This window comes from Embleya sp. NPDC050493, from assembly GCF_044458105.1.
In the GTDB taxonomy this organism is placed as follows: Bacteria; Actinomycetota; Actinomycetes; order Streptomycetales; family Streptomycetaceae; genus Embleya.
Window position 1 is genome coordinate 58,731 of sequence record NZ_JBITHP010000018.1, and the last position, 18,857, is coordinate 77,587.

Annotated in this window: 14 protein-coding genes; 9 read left to right on the forward strand and 5 right to left on the reverse strand. The window is 72.8% G+C overall.

Going from position 1 to position 18,857, the window contains the following annotated elements; all coding sequences use genetic code 11:
- Window positions 1-71: 71 nt before the first annotated feature.
- The 3 genes from ACIBM5_RS29635 to ACIBM5_RS29645 all read right to left on the reverse strand — a co-directional run bounded on the left by ACIBM5_RS29635 (window position 72) and on the right by ACIBM5_RS29645 (window position 2,930).
- Complete coding sequence (locus ACIBM5_RS29635; protein ID WP_396009590.1) at window positions 72-281, reverse strand: hypothetical protein; 210 nt, start codon at window positions 279-281, stop codon at window positions 72-74.
- A 513-nt stretch (window positions 282-794) separates the two neighbouring features.
- Window positions 795-1,292 carry an NUDIX domain-containing protein gene (locus tag ACIBM5_RS29640; protein ID WP_396009591.1) on the reverse strand — a complete coding sequence of 166 codons (498 nt, stop codon included), beginning with the start codon at window positions 1,290-1,292 and terminating at the stop codon, window positions 795-797.
- 141 nt (window positions 1,293-1,433) lie between these two features.
- On the reverse strand, window positions 1,434-2,930 hold the full coding sequence (locus ACIBM5_RS29645; RefSeq protein WP_396009592.1) for a serine hydrolase domain-containing protein: 1,497 nt from the start codon (window positions 2,928-2,930) through the stop codon (window positions 1,434-1,436).
- Window positions 2,931-3,143: 213 nt separating this feature from the next.
- Here ACIBM5_RS29645 and ACIBM5_RS29650 point away from each other — a divergent pair, with 213 nt between their 5' ends.
- On the forward strand, window positions 3,144-3,989 hold the full coding sequence (locus ACIBM5_RS29650) for a M55 family metallopeptidase (RefSeq protein WP_391584552.1): 846 nt from the start codon (window positions 3,144-3,146) through the stop codon (window positions 3,987-3,989).
- 101 nt (window positions 3,990-4,090) lie between these two features.
- Here the strand turns inward: ACIBM5_RS29650 and ACIBM5_RS29655 are convergent, their stop codons facing one another.
- Window positions 4,091-5,038: an SMP-30/gluconolactonase/LRE family protein gene (locus ACIBM5_RS29655; protein WP_396009593.1), complete on the reverse strand. Its 948-nt coding sequence runs from the start codon at window positions 5,036-5,038 to the stop codon at window positions 4,091-4,093.
- 284 nt (window positions 5,039-5,322) lie between these two features.
- On the opposite strand from ACIBM5_RS29655, the gene ACIBM5_RS29660 reads away from it, so the two are divergent.
- The 3 genes from ACIBM5_RS29660 (at window position 5,323) to ACIBM5_RS29670 (ending at window position 8,756) form a co-directional block, all read left to right on the forward strand.
- Window positions 5,323-5,772, forward strand: a complete 450-nt coding sequence (locus ACIBM5_RS29660) for an Lrp/AsnC family transcriptional regulator (protein WP_396009594.1) — start codon at window positions 5,323-5,325, stop codon at window positions 5,770-5,772.
- A gap of 538 nt (window positions 5,773-6,310) precedes the next feature.
- A complete protein-coding gene (locus ACIBM5_RS29665) occupies window positions 6,311-8,305 on the forward strand; it encodes an ATP-binding cassette domain-containing protein (protein ID WP_396009595.1) in 1,995 nt (664 codons plus the stop codon).
- Window positions 8,306-8,555: 250 nt separating this feature from the next.
- A complete protein-coding gene (locus tag ACIBM5_RS29670) occupies window positions 8,556-8,756 on the forward strand; it encodes a hypothetical protein (RefSeq protein WP_391584548.1) in 201 nt (66 codons plus the stop codon).
- Between the two features lie 73 nt (window positions 8,757-8,829).
- Here ACIBM5_RS29670 and ACIBM5_RS29675 read toward each other — a convergent pair whose 3' ends face one another.
- A complete protein-coding gene (locus ACIBM5_RS29675; RefSeq protein WP_396009596.1) occupies window positions 8,830-9,390 on the reverse strand; it encodes a hypothetical protein in 561 nt (186 codons plus the stop codon).
- A gap of 393 nt (window positions 9,391-9,783) precedes the next feature.
- Between ACIBM5_RS29675 and ACIBM5_RS29680 the strand changes: the two genes are divergently transcribed.
- The 5 genes from ACIBM5_RS29680 (at window position 9,784) to ACIBM5_RS29700 (ending at window position 18,833) form a co-directional block, all read left to right on the forward strand.
- Window positions 9,784-10,389, forward strand: coding sequence for an HNH endonuclease family protein (locus ACIBM5_RS29680; protein ID WP_396009714.1), 606 nt, complete (start codon window positions 9,784-9,786; stop codon window positions 10,387-10,389).
- Between the two features lie 359 nt (window positions 10,390-10,748).
- A complete protein-coding gene (locus ACIBM5_RS29685) occupies window positions 10,749-11,384 on the forward strand; it encodes a HEAT repeat domain-containing protein (protein WP_396009597.1) in 636 nt (211 codons plus the stop codon).
- A gap of 682 nt (window positions 11,385-12,066) precedes the next feature.
- Entirely contained in the window at window positions 12,067-13,272 is a 1,206-nt protein-coding gene (locus tag ACIBM5_RS29690) for a tryptophan dimethylallyltransferase family protein (RefSeq protein WP_396009598.1), read from the forward strand.
- A gap of 239 nt (window positions 13,273-13,511) precedes the next feature.
- Window positions 13,512-16,883, forward strand: a complete 3,372-nt coding sequence (locus tag ACIBM5_RS29695) for an AAA family ATPase (RefSeq protein WP_396009599.1) — start codon at window positions 13,512-13,514, stop codon at window positions 16,881-16,883.
- A gap of 252 nt (window positions 16,884-17,135) precedes the next feature.
- On the forward strand, window positions 17,136-18,833 hold the full coding sequence (locus ACIBM5_RS29700) for a carboxylesterase/lipase family protein (protein ID WP_396009600.1): 1,698 nt from the start codon (window positions 17,136-17,138) through the stop codon (window positions 18,831-18,833).
- Window positions 18,834-18,857 lie beyond the last annotated feature (24 nt).

The following is an 18,857-nucleotide window of genomic DNA, read 5'->3' on the forward strand; positions in this document are numbered from 1 at the left end:
CCGCACGGAGCGGAACGCCGCCGGGCGGTGGCGTGGTTGTGCCCGGCGGCGACCTGCCCGAGGTGCGGACGTCAGTCGTCCTTCTTCCACCGACCGGCTTCCTGGGTACCGGTGTACTCGGCGAGCGCGGCCTGCTTGCCCGTGTGGACCAGCGGTACGCCGTCCGCGGTGACGTTGAGGCCGAGGACGGCGTCGAAGTGGTGCTCGGGCAGCGCAGGGCGCGACGCCCGGGCAGGGTCGGGAGAAGGGGCCCTGCGGGTGAGGATCAGCGGTCGAACCATGGGATTCCTCCTGTCCGTTCGATACGGGCACCGCGGCTGGGACCTGCCGTACTCCGAGTGAACCCCGCGTCGCCGCACATGAACAGCCCCTGCCGGCGGTGGAATCGCCGACGCGCCGCCCCGCCTTCGACCCGCACGCGGCGTGGCGAGCCCTGGTGGGGTTGCGGGATACGCAGGGGGCGGATGGTACGCACCGGGCGCACCCGCCCACGGGCACCGCATGCGCCGAAACGGCCGTCGGGACGATACCCGCGGCGGCGGGGCCGGGGGCGCTCCCGGGTGCGCCGAGCGCTGCCCGGCTGCCGACCGGGTTCGGGCCCGGCCGCCGCGCACCGGTACGGTCCGCGTGGTCGTCGGGTCGGCCAGGGCGGTACCGACGACGAACTCGCCGGACTCGGTGGTCAGGTGGCCGTGACGGCGGCGGTCGGCGGCGACCGCGTACTGCCGTTCGTGCTGCGGTACGTGCCGACGCTGCGCAACTCCGGCCGCGGTGACGGTCCCCGACCGCGCCGGTCACGGGTGCGGCGGCACGCCGTGGTGCAGGTAGGCGGTGGTGTTCCCGGTCAGAGCCTCGGCGCAGGCCCGCAGGCGGCGGGCCATGTGCGGCGCCATGAGCGCGTCCCACTCGGCGGGGGCCGCCAGACGCCAGGCCGTGAGTTCGCCGGCGTCGAGCCGGATCCGGGCACGCGCCTCGGCCTCGGTGAGGGCTCCCCCGTCGAAGAGGTGGTTCGTGAGGGCGGGCCGACCGTCGGGTTGCGGCGGAACCCAGTCGACGACCAGCAGCCGACCGGGAAACAACGCGAGACCGAGTTCCTCCTCGATCTCCCGACGGGCGGTGTCCCAGGGATACTCGCCGTGGTCCATGGCGCCGCCGGGGATCTCCCAGTGGCCGTCGCCGTAGGCGGGTTCGACCAACAGAACGCGTCCGCGCTCGTCGTGCAGGATCGCCCCGGCGGCGCCGATGTGCCTGGGCAACGACGCGTAGTACCGGGCAGGAGGCAGGTGCACCATGCGAACGAGGCTAACGCCGCCCGCTGTCCGGGCCGGTCCCCCTACGCCGTGTCCGGGTTCGCGGGAGCCCGCCGAAGTTCTTCCCCTCGGGTGGTCGGGGATCGGAGAGAAGGCCGACCTTCCGGTCGGCCGGGGTACGTCTCAGTGCGTGGCTCCGGGCGCGGTGTCGCCCGTCGCGTCCGGTCCGGCGGCGCTGCCGGTGTCCCGGACTCGGCGCAACGCCCTTCCCATGTGCAGGAATTCGGCCTGCTCCCCGTCGCCGAGGAAAACGTACGAGGGGTGCCGCCCGCCCTCGGGCTCGGCGGTGATCAGGGTGCGCGCGTCCAACGGCACGACCCGGCTGGTGCCGGCCTCGTCACCGACCAGTTCGGCGATGGCACCGAGGGCGCGCGCGGTGAAGGTCAGGCCGTCCTCGGTCTCGGCGATGTCGATCTGCACGGCCGGTGACGCGTAACGGCCCACGACGTAGCCCGTGTCGATCGACACCGGTTCGGCGGGCGGCGCGGGCGGCTCCGGGACCTCGACGCCGCCGACGGTGCCGAGCAGTTCGCGGACCAGGTCGAAAGCGCCGTACAGGGCGCCGCCGTTGGTCAGCAGCGCGACCGAGAACTCGCGCGAGGGCACCACGCGCAACATCGCACCGTGGCCGATCGTGCCGCCGTCGTGGCCGATGACGGGCTCGCCGGGCCAGTCGTACAGGTTCCAGCCCAGGCCCCACGACCTGCCGAGCCGGCCGTCGCCGATGATCTCGATCTGTGGTTCGCACATCGCTCGTGCGGACTTCTCCGACAGCAGGCGTGTGCCGTCCGGGAGCAGCCCGCGGCGAATGTGCGCGGCGGCGAACTCCAGCAGGTCGCGCGCGCTCGTGGCGAGCATGCCTCCGGAGGGGCCGCCGGCGCGGGACATGTGGTGGATGGGTGCCTTGACCGGGCCGTCGGGTCCGCCGAGGTGGCCGATGGCGGTGCGGTGCAGGATCGACTCGCTCGCGTCGTTGGCCACCTCGGTCAGGCCCAGCGGCGTGAACACCCGTTCGCGCAGGGCCGCCTCCCAGGTACGCCCGGTCAGCACCTCGACCACGCGGCCGAGCAGGTCGAATCCGCTGTTGCTGTAGGAGAACGTCTCGCCCGGCGGGAACAGCTGCGTGCCCGCGGTCGCCAGGCTCGCCTCCAGGCGCTCCAGGGCGTCGTGTCCGGGGCCGTGATCGTCGTACAGCTCGCCCTCGAAACCGCCGGTGTGACACAGCAGGTGACGGATCGTCACTCGCGCGGCGGCGTCCTCGTCGACGAGCCGGAAGTCGGGGAGGTAGGTGCGGATGGGGACGTCCAGGTCGATCAGACCTTCGTCCACGAGCTGCATCACCAGGGTCGTGGTCCATACCTTGGTGATCGACCCGATCTGGAACAGCGAGTCGGGCGTCGCGGGGTAGCCGGTCTCGATGTCGAGCACGCCCACCGCCGCGGTCACGGTTCGATCGCCCAGGCGGACCGCGATGCTCGCGCCGGGTATGCCCGCCTGCTCGGCCAGGTCGGCGAGCCGGGCCCGGAGGTACTCGGGCGTCGGCAGGGACCCGGACGCACTCGACAGATCCGGGCGGCCGGACGACGGCGTGGCGGCCGGGGACGGGGCGGATCGTGCCATGGACGAGCACCTCCTGGATCGGCGGCGGGAGCGCCGCGGTGAGCGCTCACGGTAGGCAGCGCCCAAGACCCCCGGCTCGTCGCCCGCGACGAAGAACCGACACCGAACCTGTACGAATCGCCAACGCCCGGACGGGGTGCCGTGCGTGATGCTCGGCGGGGCGTCGCGCACCCCCGCGAACCGGCGGAGCAGGGCAACGAACGGGAGAATCCGATGGACGTATACATCTCGATCGACATGGAAGGCATCGCGGGTATCGCCACGATCGACCAGATCGTGCGCGGGGGCGGCGGGTACCGCAATGCGCAGGAGATGATGACCGGCGAAGCGAACGCGGCCATCGAGGGTGCGTTCGCGGCGGGCGCGGACAACGTCCTGATCAACGACAGCCACGGCACGATGGACAACCTGCTCGCGCGCGACCTGGACCCGCGGGCCCGGGTGATCCAGGGCAGCCCCAAGGCCCAGTGCATGGCGAGCGGCCTGGGCGCGAACCACGGGGTGGCGCTGTTCATCGGCTACCACGCGGCGGCCGGCGCACCGGGCGTGCTCGCGCACACGTTCTCGTCCGACTTCGGGGCGGTACGGCTGAACAACCGCCCTGTCACCGAGGCCGAGGTCAACGGACTGCTCGCGGCCCAGCACGGCGTCCCGATCGGGCTGGTGACCGGCGACAACGAGGTCTGTGCGGCGACGGCCGCGGCGTTCCCCGGGGTGATCACCGTCCCGGTCAAGACGGCCGAGGGGGTGCACGCGGCGAACAGCGTGCACCCGTCCACGGCTCAGGACCTGATCCGGGCCGGCGCCGCGGCGGCGGTGGAGAAGGCCGCGACCGTGGAGCCGTTGGAGTTGCCGGAGAAGTTCGTCTTCGAGGTCGGGTTCCAGATCCCGCTGGCCGCCGAGATCGCGGCGTCCACGCCGGGCGCGGAGCGCGTGGACCAGTTGACCGTACGCTGCGAGGCGCCCGACGCGAACGGCGTGATCGACCTGGTCAACATCTGGGCCACCATCGCCGCGCACTCCGCCCGCTCCCGGCTGCCGATGCTGGCCGTCCGCTAGGACGCGGGACGAGGGGGCGGGACGAGGGGCGGGACCCGAGCCCGGTACGACGCGCGGGTCCGCGCCGGACGCGTCCGCGGTGTGCGCCGAGGCGCGGGTGGTCAGTCCGTACCCGGGCCGGGGCGGCGGCCCGGCAGTCGCGGGGTGCCCGTGACGGAAGTGACCAGCGAGTACAGCGCGTTGTTGGCGGCCAGGAACATGCGGTTGAGCTTGGCGCCGCCGAAGGTGATGTTGGCGACGGGTTCGGGAGTGCGGATGCGGCCGATGAGGGTGCCGTCGGGGTCGTAGCAGTGCACGCCGTCGGCCATCGCGGCGACCCACAGGCGGCCCCGGTCGTCGAAGCGGATGTTGTCGAACCGCCCTTCGCCCGGGCGGCATTCGACGAAGACCGCACCCTCGGAGAGGGACCCGTCCGGGCGCACGTCGAAGACCCGGACATGGTTGGCCCGGGTGTCCGAGACGTAGAGCCGCTGCTCGTCCCGGGACAACACCAGCCCGTTCGGTCCGCCGAACCCGTCGGCCACCAGGCGCACTTCGGCACTGACCGGGTCGATGCGATAGACGTTGGTCGCGCCGATCTCGCTCTCCGCGCGGTGCCCCTCGTAGTCGGTGGTGATGCCGAAGTCGGGGTCGGAGAAGTAGATCGAGCCGTCCGAATGCACGACGGCGTCATTGGGGCTGTTCAGCCGCTTCCCCCCGAATCGGTCGGCCAACACGGTGACGGAGCCGTCGTGTTCGGTGCGGGTGACCCGCCGGTTGCCCTGTTCGCAGGTGACCAGGCGGCCCTGTGCGTCGAGGGTGTTGCCGTTGGGGTGTCCGGCCGGTGAGCGGAAGACGCTGACGACACCGTTGGTCTCGTCCCAGCGCAGCATGCGGTCGTTGGGGATGTCGCTCCAGATCAGGAAGCGTCCCGCCGGGAAGTAGAGCGGCCCCTCCGACCAGCGCCCGCCGGTGTAGAGGGTCTCCAGCCGGTCGTCACCGAAAATGCAGCGCTCGGTACGGAAACGTTCGTCGATCACGTCGTAGATCGGGGTGCGGGCCTCGGACATCGTCTCGCGACTCCTCGTAGCGTCTGAATACCATCCTGGCTCCATGCATGAATACAGAATATGATTCGGCTACGTCAAGATCCGATCGAACCTCATCTCGTGGCGACGCGCCGGCACGGACGGAGCGGACGAGTGCTCGGCCGGGGTGCGGCGGGCACTTGGCGCCGCGGGTGTACTCGGTCGCGGCGTGTTCGAGACGGCTCGCTACCATCGAGCCGCCTCGATCACCGAGCCGCCCTCGATCACCGAACCGCCCTCGATCGGCGCGACCACGGAGGAACCCCTTGGACGACATCGATCGGGACCTGCTCGCGCTGCTCCAGCAGGACGCCGTCCGCACCTATGCCGAGCTCGGCAAGGAGGTGGGGCTGTCCGCCGGTGCCGCCCACGAGCGCGTGCGCAAACTGCGGGCGAGCGGGGTCATCCGCCGTACCCTCGTCGACGTGGACCCGGCAGCTGTGGACCTCGACGTCCTGGCCTTCGTCACCGTCGACTCGGTGGCCTGGATGGGTGACTCCGGACCGGCTTTCGCGGCCGTCCCGGAGATCCAGGAGGCGCATGTGATCGCCGGGACGGCCTCGGTGCTGCTCAAGGTCCGCACCACGTCCACCGAGGCGATGCAGGACGTACTGCGCCGCATCCACGCCATCGACGGGGTCAGCAGCACGCGGGCGACGATCGTGCTCGAGACCTTCTTCGAGCGAACGATCCCCACCGGCGGCACCGCCGGCTGAACCGAGCGCGCCGGAATCGGTCCGGGTCCGGAATCCGGGTCCGAGACCGGTCGCGGGCGCGGCGAGTGGCGGCGTGCGGGATGCGTTGCGTCACATCGCGTGGCGGTGTGGGGGGGTTGGCGGCGTGCGGGATTGTGTTCGCGTCGCATCGTGTCCCGCCCCGCCGCGCGGGTTGCGTCGTGTCGCGTCACCGCACGCGTCGCGTCACCTCACGCGCCTCCCGAAGCCGTCGGCGCACGACTCGCCCCCGGGCGGCCATTGCGCATGCCGCCGTTCGCGGAGGTCTCGCGCTCCGCCCGCGTGCGCCCGGCGCACGGCCGCAGCGCCGCCGAAATACCGGACCCCGCGCGGTCTTTCCCGAAGGCCGTCCGATCACACCCGGCAGCGACTCGTTTGGTCGAGCGTCCGGTCCGGGCGCCCTCGTCGCCCCCGCGCCTTGCTCGCACATCCGTGCGCTCTGCCGGGGCCGGGCACACGCCAGAAGCATGAGCGGACACTCCCGCAGGCGACCCCGCCCGCAGCTTCAGGAGGCACCGCGATGACCACGAAAGCCACCGGAGGAGACCCCTCCTCGGCACGCTCGAAACCCGGGTCCACCGGCATCCCACACCAGGCCGGCACCGCTCGACCGACCCCGCCGAACCCCGCCGCCGCGGACGAACCCGCGGACCAGGAGCCGCAGTTCGCGCCACCCGGACGCGACACCGCGATCGCGCTGACCAGGATCACCACCCGGGCGATGGCGGCCCGTCTGCCCCGACTGATCATCCGCGCGATGCGCCTGGCCTGGCGGGCCGATCCGGGCGCGTTGATCGCGCTGCTCGTATGCCAGGTCCTCGCCGGGCTCCTGGAAGCCGGCGGCCTGTTGGCGACGACGGGCACGATCACGGCACTGATCTCCTCGGGCGACGTCGCCGACCGCCTGCGCGAGGCGTTGCCCTCCATCGTCCTGCTCGCCTCGGCGGTCGGCCTGCGCGCCGTACTCGGCATCGCCGTCGTCGGCCTGTCCGCGCGGGTCACCCCTCGCCTGACCCGCGAATCCGAATGGCTCCTCCTCCAGGCCGCCTCCCGGGCCGAGTTGGCCGCCTACAACCATCCCGGCTACCAGGACCGCTGGGACGCCGCCGACCGCGGCCTGCAATCCATGCGCGGCCTGATGCCGCAATCCCAGGACGTGCTCGCCGCGTGCGCGTCCCTGATCGCCGCCGCGTCCGTCCTCACCATCCTGCACCCGGTGCTGCTCCCGCTGCTCCTGCTCGGCGCGCTGCCGCGCGGAGTCGCCGCGGTACGCGGGGCCAGGGTCGAGTACCTGACCACGCTGCGCACCCAGGACGAGCGGCGGCTGCTCAACATGCTGCGGTGGCACATCTCCGACCAGCGCTGGGCCGACCAGGTCCGCGCCTGCACCATGGCGCCGTACCTGCTCAACCGCTACTCGATCGCCGCCGAGCGGGTGCAACGCGTCACCCAGGCCGGCGCCTGGACCACCGTGAAGATCGGCCTGGTCGGTGCCGCCGTGGGCGGCCTCGCCGCGAGCCTGGTGTGGGCCACCCTTGCCTACCTGCTCTCCACCGGCCGGATGTCGGTGGCCGCCGCCGGCACCGCCGTCATCGCGCTGCGCACCGTGGGAACGGCACTGGGCGGTCTGGTGGTGTCGGGCAGTCGGCTGTACAGCGTCGGCCTCTACCTCGACGACTGGGCCCGCTTCCTCGACGAAGCCGGCGGTCACGGCATGAAGCGGGGCACCCTCGCGCCGAGTTCGCCGCTCGTCGTGCGCGCGGAGAACGCCACGTACCACTACCCGGGCAAGGCGACCGCCGCCGTGGACGGCGTCGACCTGGAGGTGCGCAGGGGCCGCATCCTGGCCCTGGTCGGCGAGAACGGCTCCGGCAAATCCACCCTCTCCCGCCTCCTGTGCGGCCTCTACCTGCCGCACGAGGGCCGCGTCACCTGGGACGAAACCGACATCGCGGATCTCGACCCGCACGCGGCCTGGGGCCATCTCGGCTACGTCCCGCAGGAGATCGCCCGGTGGCCGCTGTCCGCCCGGCTGAACATCAACCTCGGCCAACCGCGCGCCGACGACGACGCCGCCCTGGACCGGGCGGCGACGGCCTCCGGCGCGGACGACGTCATCGCCGGCCTGCCGCGCGGCCTCGGCACGCTTCTGGCCCGGGAGTGGTGGGGCGGCATCGATCCGTCCGTGGGGCAGTGGCAACGCTTCGGCATCGCCCGGGCGTTGTACGGGCGACCCGGCCTGATCTGCCTCGACGAGCCCACTTCCGCACTCGATCCCCGGGCCGAGCACCGGATCTTCGCCGGACTGCGCGGCATCGCCCGGGACAGCGCCGTGGTCCTGGTCACCCATCGCCTGGCCAACGTGGCGGTGGCCGACGAGATCGTCGTGATGGAGTCGGGCCGTGTCGTACAGCGCGGCGCATTCGAGGAACTCCTCGCCGACAAGGACGGGTTGTTCGCCGAACTGTGGCGCCTGCAACAGGACCGCGGCGCCGACCCGGACGGCCGATCGTGACCGACCGCACCGCCGACCGAACCATGCCCTCGCCCATGCGCTCCGACCCGAGAACCGGGGCCCGAGCCGGAACCGGGGCCGGGGCCGGGGCCGGAGTCCCGGCTGAAGCCTGGACCAGAACGGAGTCCGGCATCGCAACCGGGACCGGGACCGGGACGGTGACCGGCACCCGGACGGTGACCGACACCGACGCGGCCGCGGCCACCGCCGCCACTGAACGCCTGCCCACCGACGACGAGGAAGGCCCGCTGTGCAGATCGGAACGAAGGTCGAGGCCGTACGGGACCTCGGCGGCGCCCTCGCCCAGTCGATCCCCGCGGGCACCCGGGGCGTGGTCGTCGGGCATCGCTTCGACGGACGCCTCGACGTGGCCTTCACCCTTCCCGGCCTTCTGGGCGGTACCCGCTCGGTCAACGTCTGGGTGACCGACACCGAAGTGACCACGGTCTGAACACACCCACCGCTCCCACGCCGCCCCCGCCCGGCCACCCCGGCGGGGGCGCACCGGGCCGAGCCGGGCCGCGTCAATCCAGTTCGGCCATGCCCTCGACCGCTCGTCTGACGGCCGCCGCGTCGTCGGGGCGGTTGTCTTCGTCGTAGCGATCGGCGAGTGCCTTGGCGGCCTCGATGAAGGTGTCCGGTTCGGCGTGGCCCAGTTCCAGGCCGGTCGTCAGCGCCCGGACCGTGAACTCCAACACGTCCACGAGCGCGGCGGGCTCCCGGCCACCGGCCACGGCCGAGGTGTAGGCCGCGTAGCCGAGGATGCCGAAGCGTACGTGCGCGGGCCCGTTCTCGGGCTCGTCCTCGCGCAGCCGGCCCAGCACGTCGACGGCGGAGCTCAGGCAGCGGAAGGCCATGCCGTGGTTGCCGAACGCGGTGAACGCCGCGGCACAGTCCGCGAACGCGTCCGCGGTCGCGAACGCGTCGCGCGTCGGCCACTCGTCGGCGAGCAACTCGTATGCGGTGGAGGCACGAACCAACGCGCGACGCTCCTTGCCCTGCACGGCCAGTTCACGGGCCTGTCGGGCCAACGCCCGCCCCCCGTTCCTGGGACCGAGATCGCCCGCTCGCCGCCCAAAACGCATGAATCTCCTCCGATTCGCACCGCATCGCCGACCGCCCCAACGGCCCCACCCCTTCCGACGCACCCCATCCCTTTCGCGTTCCCCGGTCGCGGCCGTGCTGCCCGACCCCGACGGGGTGCTCCGAGCGCGCTGGATGGCCTGATCTGCCTCCGGCCGGGCTCGCCCCGATTCGGTTGCCGGAGAACGAAGTTCACGTCGTACATCCGCGCACGTGGGGGCCTCGGCGGTGCCCCGTCACCAAGAATTCACGCCGCGTGGGGTCCCGGTGGACCCGGGTGCTCGGGCACGCTGGGCGCGCCGATCCGCGCCCGGGTCCGGGCCGGATGCCGCCAACCGCCTTCGGGAGGCCCTGCCGTGACCGCTCCGTCCGCCCTGCGTCGCACCGCAACCACCATGTGTATAGCCGGGCTTGCCCTGGCCGCGACCGCCACCGCGACCGCCCCCGCGCACGCCGCACTGCCCACGCCGATATCGGCGGCGACCGCCCGCTCCTACCTGGCCGGCATGACCGCGACCGCCGAAACGCACGGCGACAGCTACGACCGCGACCTGTTCCCCACCTGGATCACCATCTCCGGGACCTGCGACACCCGCGAATGGATCCTCAAGCGGGACGGCGCCGGCGTGACCACGAACAGCGCGTGCACCGCGACCTCCGGAACCTGGACCAGCGCCTACGACAACGTGGTGACCACCAACCCGTCGACGTTCGACATCGACCACCTGGTACCGCTGTCCGAAGCCTGGGCCTCCGGTGCCTGGGCCTGGACCACGACCCGTCGTCGCACCTTCGCCAACGACGTGAACGACCCCCAGCTCATCGCCGTCTCGGCCTCGTCCAATCGCTCCAAGGGCGACCGGGATCCCGCCGAGTGGCTCCCCCAGACGTCCTACCGCTGCACATACGCCCGAGCCTGGGTCCAGGTGAAGCACGACTACGCACTCACCGTCGACTCCACCGAGAAGAACACACTCACCACAATCCTCAACGCCTGCTGACCCGACGCCCCGCCACATCCCGACCACACCCGAGCCGTCGCCCCGGCCGACGGCCCACCGCCCACGGCCGGGTCGCAGGCCACCACCCGCTCCACCTCCCGGCATCACCGGAGTCGGCTGCCACAATCTCGGTAGCCATCGTCGAACCGCCGTGCGAGCGCTCCTCCACGTCGGCTTCCGGAAGGATCCCGGCCATCAACGACGACCTCGACCACGCGATCGCTCAACTCCACACCGAAGACCCGCTGTCCCGGCGCACCGGCCTCCTGTCGCTGTACCGCATCCGTGGCCCGCAGGCGGAAGCCGCCGTCACCGACTTCCTCACCCGCACCGCGCCCACGCAGGAAACCCCCTTCCGGTTGTCGAAAACCCGCGAGATCGCGGCTCGCATCGCCGCCGAACTCGACCCCGACCGCGATCCCGACCCGATCATCGATGTCCTGCGACCGTTCTACGAGGACATGGCACGCGGCATGGCCCGGTTTCGCTTCCCGAAGCGATACCGACCACCCTTCGTCAGCCCGACCAACCCGCTGTACATGATCGGACTCGGCGTCGCCCGCTTACGTCGCCTTTCCCCGGTCTCCCACTACGCGGGCATGCTCGCCTCCGATGAGCCCCGGCAACGGCACTTCGCCTGTTCGGCACTGGGCGATACCGCGGATCCCGACGCCCTGCCGTTCCTCCAGGGTGCCCTGCACGATCCACACCACAGGGTCCGCACCAACGCCGCCGACGCCCTGCGCCGACTCCACAACACGGGAGTCACCTGGAACGGCGGTTCCATCGACACCACACTCCGACACGGCTTGGCCGACGATCATCACCATCCGGCCCTCGCCTGCGCGCACACCCTGATCGTGGTCGGACGACGCGATACCGTTCGCGCGGCGCTGCCCGATCTGCGGCGTAGCCGGCAACGCCGCCTCGCCTCCGTCCTCGCCGGCGACGTCCCGCGTCTGAGCCGCCTCTGGCCCGAGGATGCCACTACGTGACCGGCAGACCCGAGCAGGTCGCGAAGTCCGCCACATCGACGGGTCCGTGCGCCCTCGGATAGCGCAAGGCCGGTTCGGCGAGGGGGCATCCTGCTCCCGTGCGATCCGCGGACTATCGTCGGCCGGACGTCGAACTGCCTTACAGCTCCGGAAAATTACCCGTTCACGCGGTTCTTCGGGAAGCGGTCCTCGCTCGGCTGCGCCGGGTTCGGGAGGGTGCCCCGCGCACGACGGCACCGGTCCGTGGTGGATTCGATTTCGGATCCAGTCGTCGTCGCGCGCGACCGGCGCGCGAATCGGTCGCTCGAACGGTCCCGTTCGTCGTCCCCGCCACCGCACCCGGCCACCGCGACGAACACCGCCGTCGTCGCGAAGCCACGGACCCTCCGCCCCGGCCCCACGATCGCCATCCGCGGGACCCCACCAGCGTTGGTGACGAAGATTTCGCACCGAACGCCCGTGCGGCCGCGCACCTGCCGCGGCCCTCGGCACGAATGCGGTCGGTGGCGCCCCCTGCGGTGCCGGATTCGATCCAGCACCCGCCGGATCGAATCCGGCGCCTCTTCGGTAGGGCCCGCCGTCCGGGCGGCTCTGCGGGTCGCGAGCGACCCGCGTTCTCCCCCTCCCCGGCAAGCCCGTGGGCGACCCCGCGGGCATCGGGACGGATTGCTTGGAGCCGGTCATGACCATGGTCGACAACCCGCACGGGATCACCGCGACGCGGCGGGAACTCGAACACGCCGCGGCCACATTGGGAGATCATCTGCGCGGCCGACTGGATCGCCTGTGTCGGGCGGCCGGAACGGCCGATCCCGAGGGGCGGTACCGGGATTCGCTGACCGAACTGCTCGGCGCGGGGGCCGATCGGCCGCTCTCGGCGCCCGCACCGCCGTCCGGGGTCTCCGACGACCACACGCCGGCGGAGTTCTCGGTGACCTTCCCGGCCGGCGACCGCCCGCGGGTACGGGTGCTGACCGAGCCCGGCTGCGGCGCGGCAACGCTCGCCGAGAACGGTCGGCTTGGCCGGCTGGCCCTGCAACGCACGGCCCGACGCTGGGACTTCCCGCTCGATCCGCTGCGCCGCGTCGAGACGCTCTTCCTCCCGGCCGCGCCACAGGGCACGTTCGCGCTGTGGTGTGCGATGGAGCTGCCGGCGACACCGGGCACACCGGGATTCAAGGCCTACCTGGACCCGGCCGCGCACGGCCCCGAACATACGGCCGACGTCGTCGAGGAGGCACTGGCCCGGTTCGGCTGCGCACGGGCCTGGCCACTGCTGCGCGAGCACGTCGCGGCGCGGTACCCCCACGACGATCGCTTCGCCTTCTTCGCGGTGGACCTGGGCCCGTGGGCGGCCCCGCGGGTGAAGGTCTACGTGGCGCACCACCGATTCGACCTCGACGGTGTGCGTCGCGTCGCCGGGCTGTTCTCGGAGCGGTGCGGCCGGCAGGCGGTGGAGTTCTGCCGTATCGCCGCCGGCACGGATCGTTTCGATCGCCGTCCGCCGGTGTCCTGCCTGTCCTTCACCGGTCGCAACCCCCGGACTCCGGCCGCCTACACGCTGCATCTACCGGTGCGGGACCACGTCACCGACGACGGCCACGCGCGCGATCGCGCGGCCTCGCTGCTTCGACGCCAGGGGCTGCCCACCGGCCTGCTCGATCGGGCGCTGGGCGCGGTGTCGAGGCGCCGTCCGGCGGACGGGGTGGGACTGATCTCGTACCTCTCCCTGGTGCAGGCGCCGGCCCGCCCGCCGCGGGTGACGGTCTATCTGGCTCCCGAGGCCTACCGGGTCGCCCCGGCGCGTGTCCGCGAGTCCCGCCCGGGGGCCATCCTTTCGAGGGAATCGAGCCCGCGGATGCGACACGCCCATCCGCCGGCTTCCTAGTGCCGCGCCCGGCGACGTTTGCCCCGTAGCGGTGTTCGGTGCGGTGCGTCGGCGTGCCGCAGGAGCGTCCTCGTACCGGAGTACTCGGACGTTTCGGCGGGGCGGCGAGGTGCCGTGCCGGGCGCCGCGACGGGGTGAACGTCGCCGGGCGCGGCACTAGAGTCGGCAGTGGGTCGGCGCTCCGATGCGATCGTGGCTCGTCGCCCGGCGGCCCCGGCGTTTCGGCCCGAGAGGACACCGTGCCTTCCGCACTCATCGGCAGGGACCACTGTCTGGGCGTGCTGCGGTCCCGGGTCGAGCGGGCCCGCGCGGGCCGCGGCGGGCTCGTCCTGGTCGGCGGGGAGGCCGGGATCGGCAAGACCGCCCTGGCGCGCCACATCGCCCACGAGGCCCTGGGCCTGGGCATGTGCGTGCTGCGCGGGACGTGCTGGGACTCCGGTGCCACGCCCGACTACTGGCCGTGGACCCAGGTCTTCCGGAATCTGCGACGGGAGACGACCGACGACGAGTGGGCCCTGATCACGGCGGCGGCCGGCGCGGCGCTCCCCGTCCTGCCGGCCGAGCACGCCGCACCGGGTGATCCCGCCGCACCGGGCGAGCCCGCCGCCGGCCCCGACCGCTTGGCGATCGGCGACGCGGTGACGACGATGCTGGGCACGGCGGCCCGGAGGCGATCGCTGCTGGTGGTCCTGGAGGACCTGCACTGGGCCGATGCGGCGTCGCTGGACCTGCTCGAATTCGTGGCCCGACACACCTGGTTCGAGCACCTGCTGGTGGTGGGCACCTGCCGCGAGTTCGAGGCACGGCAGGCCGGCCGGCAGCTGCCCGCGGCCGGCGCGGAGACGGCGATCGTACGCCCGGCCGGTCTGAACCGCGCCGAGGTCGCGGAGTTGATGACCCGTACGGCGGGCGCCCGGCCCGAGGATGCGGTGGTCGAGGAGGTGCATCGGCGCACCGGCGGCAATCCGTTCTTCGTGGAGGAGACCGCCCGCTTGTGGGCCGCCGGTCGGCCCGTCACCGCGCTCTCCCCCGGCGTACGGGCCGCCGTTCGGCGCCGGTTGGCACTCCTCGACGACGCCGTCGTCGAACTCCTCTGCAATGCGGCCGTGTTGGGACCGAGTTTCGATGTCGACCTGCTCGCCGGGGCTGCCGGGGCCGGGGCGACCACCGCCGACCGATTGTTGACCGACGCGGTCGACGCGCATGTGCTGGAGTCGGTCGCGGACGGCGTGCTGGCCTTTCGCCACGACCTGGTACGCGAGACCCTGTACGCGTCCCTGGCCGAGGACCGCCGGTGCCGGCTGCACGCCGCCGTGGTGCGCGCGCTGCCCGCCACGGCGTCCGTCGCCCATTCGTCGCGGCCGAACGAGGCCGCCCACCATGCCTATCTCGCCGGCGCCGAACTCGCTCCCGGGACGGTGGTCGACCTCCTCGTGGCCGCCGCCCGGCACGCGGCGGCCCGGCTGGCGAACGAGGAGGCGGTGCGGCACTACCTGCACGCGCTGGAGCGACTGGGCACCGACGCGCCGCGCCGCCGGGTGATGCTGACCCTGGACCTGGCGCTCGCCCTGCAACTCGTCGGCGCCCACCGTAGATCCTGGCTCGCCTTCGAGGAGGCCGCCGCGACGGCCCGTCGGCAGGACCCCGTACTGCTGGGCCTGGTGGCGCTCACTCTGCTCTCGGTCGACGCCCGAGGCGACACATCGGGCCTGAAGGCTCGCCTTCTGCACGAGGCACACACCGCTCTCACCACGGACTCCCCGAGCCCACGGCCCGCGCCGTCCGCCCTCGCTGCCGCGGCCGACTCCCCCACCCCGTACGGCGATCCCTGCGTGCCCGCGGCGGTGGTCGCCCGGCACGTCACGGCCGCCGCCCGCCGCGACGGTGACGACCACGCCCTGCAGACCGGATTGTGGGCGGCGGTACAGGCGTCGTGGGGGCCGGACACCGTGCCCGAACGCGCCTCCCTGACCGCGGAGTTGAGTGAGGTGGCGCGCCGTCGGGGCGACCGCTGGATGGAACACATCGCGATGTCGCTGCGCTGGGTGGCCCTGTTGGAGCTGGGCGATCCGCGCTTCCTGGACCGGCTGCACGCGCTGGAGGCGGTGGCCCGGGCGGGCGGCTCGCCTCGGATGACGCTCACCTCGCTGATCGATCGCAGTGTGGTGAGTGCGTGTCAGGGTCGCTTCGAGGAGGCCGAGTCGCTGCTCGGCGAGGTGCTGGCGCTCGACGGTCCACGGCCGAGCTACCGCCACTTCGGCTGCCAACACTCCTGGTCGATGGCCCTGTTGCGCGGCGACCGCGCGGAGTTGGATCGGGCGCATCGCGCGTTGCGCGAGCACGATCACCCGTTCGCGGATCTGCTGGAGAGCATCGGCGCGCTGGAGTCCGGCGACCGGCCCCGGTACCCGTGTGCGATTCCCGTGGGCGACGGCGACGGCGCCGTGGCGCACCGGAGCATCGTTCCGCTGTGGCTGCGCCACCAGGCCCAGTTCGCCGCCGCGGACCGGGATCCGGCACGGTGCGAGCAGGCGCGCGCCGCGCTGGCGCCGTACCGGGGCCGGTGGTTGGTCTCGCTCTACGGATGGGACATCGCCGGACCCGCGTCCCTGTGGGCGGGCCTCGTGGACGCCGCCCGGGAACACTGGGACGACGCGGTACGCGAGTTCGCCGACGCCCGTCGCTCGGCGGACCGACTGCACGCCCGTCCCTGGTCGACCCGCGCCGGCATCGAGTTGGCCGAGGCCCTGCTCGCCCGGGACGCCGACGGCGACCGCGCCCGGGCCGGCGTACTGCTGACCGACGCGGGGGCCGAGGCACATCGGCTCGGGATGGCACACCTGGTCGACCGCGTACGCCGCTTGAGCACCCCACCGCGCCGCCGCGCACAGCCGACGGACCCGGCGGAACCGGCGGAACCGGCGGACCCGGCGCGCGCGGAGGAGCCGGCGGACGCGGAGGAGCCCGGGAACCTCCCGGGGCCATCGGAACCGACCCGCCCCACAACGCCCGATCGGCACGCCGGGGCGGCAGCGTCGACGAAGCCGGCACAACCGAATACCCACTGTTGCGAGTTCCGCCCGGACGGAGCCGTCTGGCGGCTGGGCTTCGCCGGTCGTGTGGTGCACGTGCCCGATGCCAAGGGGCTTCGGGACGTACACCGCCTGCTCGGACAACCGGGCACCGCGATCCCGGCGACCGGGCTGCTGGCGCCCGAGGGCGGAGCCGTCGTCTCCACCGCGGCGACCATCGGCGGGGACACGGTGTTGGACGACGAGGCGCGCACGCGCTACCGCCGCCGCCTGGATCGGCTCGACGAGGAGATCGACCGGGCCCTGGGCCGCGGCGACGACCGGCAGGCCGCCGAGTACGACCGCGAGCGGGCCGCCCTGGTGACGGAACTGCGCCGCGCGGCCGGCCTCGGCGGACGCGTGCGCCGCCTCGGCGATCAAAGCGAACGCGCGCGCAAGACCGTCACCGCCCGCATCCGGGACACCCTGCGACGCCTGGACGAGCGGCATCCGGAGCTCGCGGCGCACCTGCGGGCCGCCATCTCGACCGGCGCGACGTGCTGTTACACGCCGGATCCCGAAGTCCGGTGGCGACTGTGAACCGCCGCCCCGCAAGGCCACGACCCTCGGCCCCACAATCCACACGCCGCACCCGAACGACCGCTCCACGCGGCCCACACGGCCCGTGTAATCCACATCCTCCACGCAACCCACACGGCCCGTGTGACCCGGACGGCCCCTACGACCCACACGGGCCACGCCACCACCCACGGCCGATTGATCCAGCACCGGCGAGGGGACCGGAACATCCTCGGTCCGGGAAAGGAAGCACAAGACCATGAACACCACACCATGACCGCGCGATGGACTCCGCCGACAGGCGGCAAACGAGCCCTGGCGGCACTGATTCTGGCCGGGGCGGTGTTGTCGGCGTCGAGCGCTGCGGCCTCCGGCTCCGCGACCGGTTTCGGCCACCGCGCCGACGCGTCCGCCACCGGCGCGGTGGTGCGCACGGATGCCGGCCTGGTGCGTGGCGTCCGAACCGCCGACCACCGCCTCTTCCACGGCATCCCGTACGCGGGAGCACCGACCGGCGACCACCGCTGGACCGCCCCGCGGCCGGCCCCGCCGTGGCGAGGCGTCCGGGACGCCACCACCCCAGGTCCGCTGTGCGCGCAGCTTCAGGCCGCCCACGCGCAGGTGTCGAGCAGCGCCGAGGACTGCCTGGTGCTCAACGTCACCACGCCGGCGCGGACCACTCCGGGGCGCGCCGCGCCGGTGCTGGTGTGGATCCACGGGGACGGCACCGTCGGCGGCGGCGGATTCTTCGACGGTCGCCGGTTCGCCGACCGCGGGGTGGTCGTGGTCACGATCAACTACCGACTGGGCGTCTTCGGCGGCTTCGCCCACCCGGGCCTGCCCGGTTCGGGCACGTTCGCCCTCCAGGATCAGCAGGCCGCGCTGCGCTGGGTGCAACGCAACGCCCGCGCGTTCGGCGCCGATCCGGAGCGGGTGACGGTGGCGGGTTCGTCGTTCGGCGCCGCTGCGATCGGCGCGCATCTCACCTCGCCCACCGCCCGCGGCCTGTTCCGGCGCGCCGCCGTCTCCAGCGGCGAGGCCATGATGGACATGCCCGCGGGCGCGATGGGCCCGGGCGTTCCGGCGTATCCGTGGTACAGCTGGCGCACCACGCGCGAAATGCAGGACACCGGAGTCGAGACGGCCGCCTCCCTGGGCTGTTCGGCGTCGGATCCCGGCGAGGTGCTGCGCTGCCTGCGCGCACTGCCGGTCGAGCGGCTGCTCCGGGTGCCGTACATCATGAACGCCTTCCAGGCCTTCGCCTTCGGCAACGAGGTCCTGCCCGAGCTGCCGGAACGGGCATTGCGCGAGGGTCGATTCCACCGGGTGTCGGTGCTCTCCGGGGCCACCCGGGACGAGCACCGTCTGTTCGTCGGCGCGAACTACGACCCGGTGGCACGTCCGTTCACCGAGGAGCACTACGGGCAGGCGGTGGAGACCGCGTTCCCGGGCCGGCGGGAATGCGTGCTCGCCGAGTATCCGGTGCGCGATTTCCCGTACCCCGCGCTGGCCTGGTCCACGGTCGTCACCGATCGCATGTGGGCGCGCGGAACGTACGCGCAGAACACCGCCTTCGCCCGCTTCGTGCCGACCTACGCCTACGAGTTCGCCGATCGGGGTGCGCCGATGTACCTGCCGCTGCCCGGCCGCTTCGACTTCGGCGCCTACCATGCCGCGGACACCCCGTACCTCTTCGAAGACCCGGCGGCGCAGCGCCTGTTCACCCCCGCGCAGGTGCGATTGTCGGACACCATGACCGACTACTGGGCGGCCTTCGCGGCCGACGGGGACCCGAATCGCCGGGGTTTGCCGTACTGGCCGCGCTTCGTCGACACACCGGCGTCGTCCGCACCGCCGCAGACCCAGTCGTTGGCCCCGGACCGGATCGCACCCGTCGACTACGCGAGCACGCACAACCTCGACTTCTGGCGCGACGGCGGCTGCGCGGGGGCGGCGCCGGCGCCCGGGTGAGCCGGAGTCGGTCGCCCCGGACGA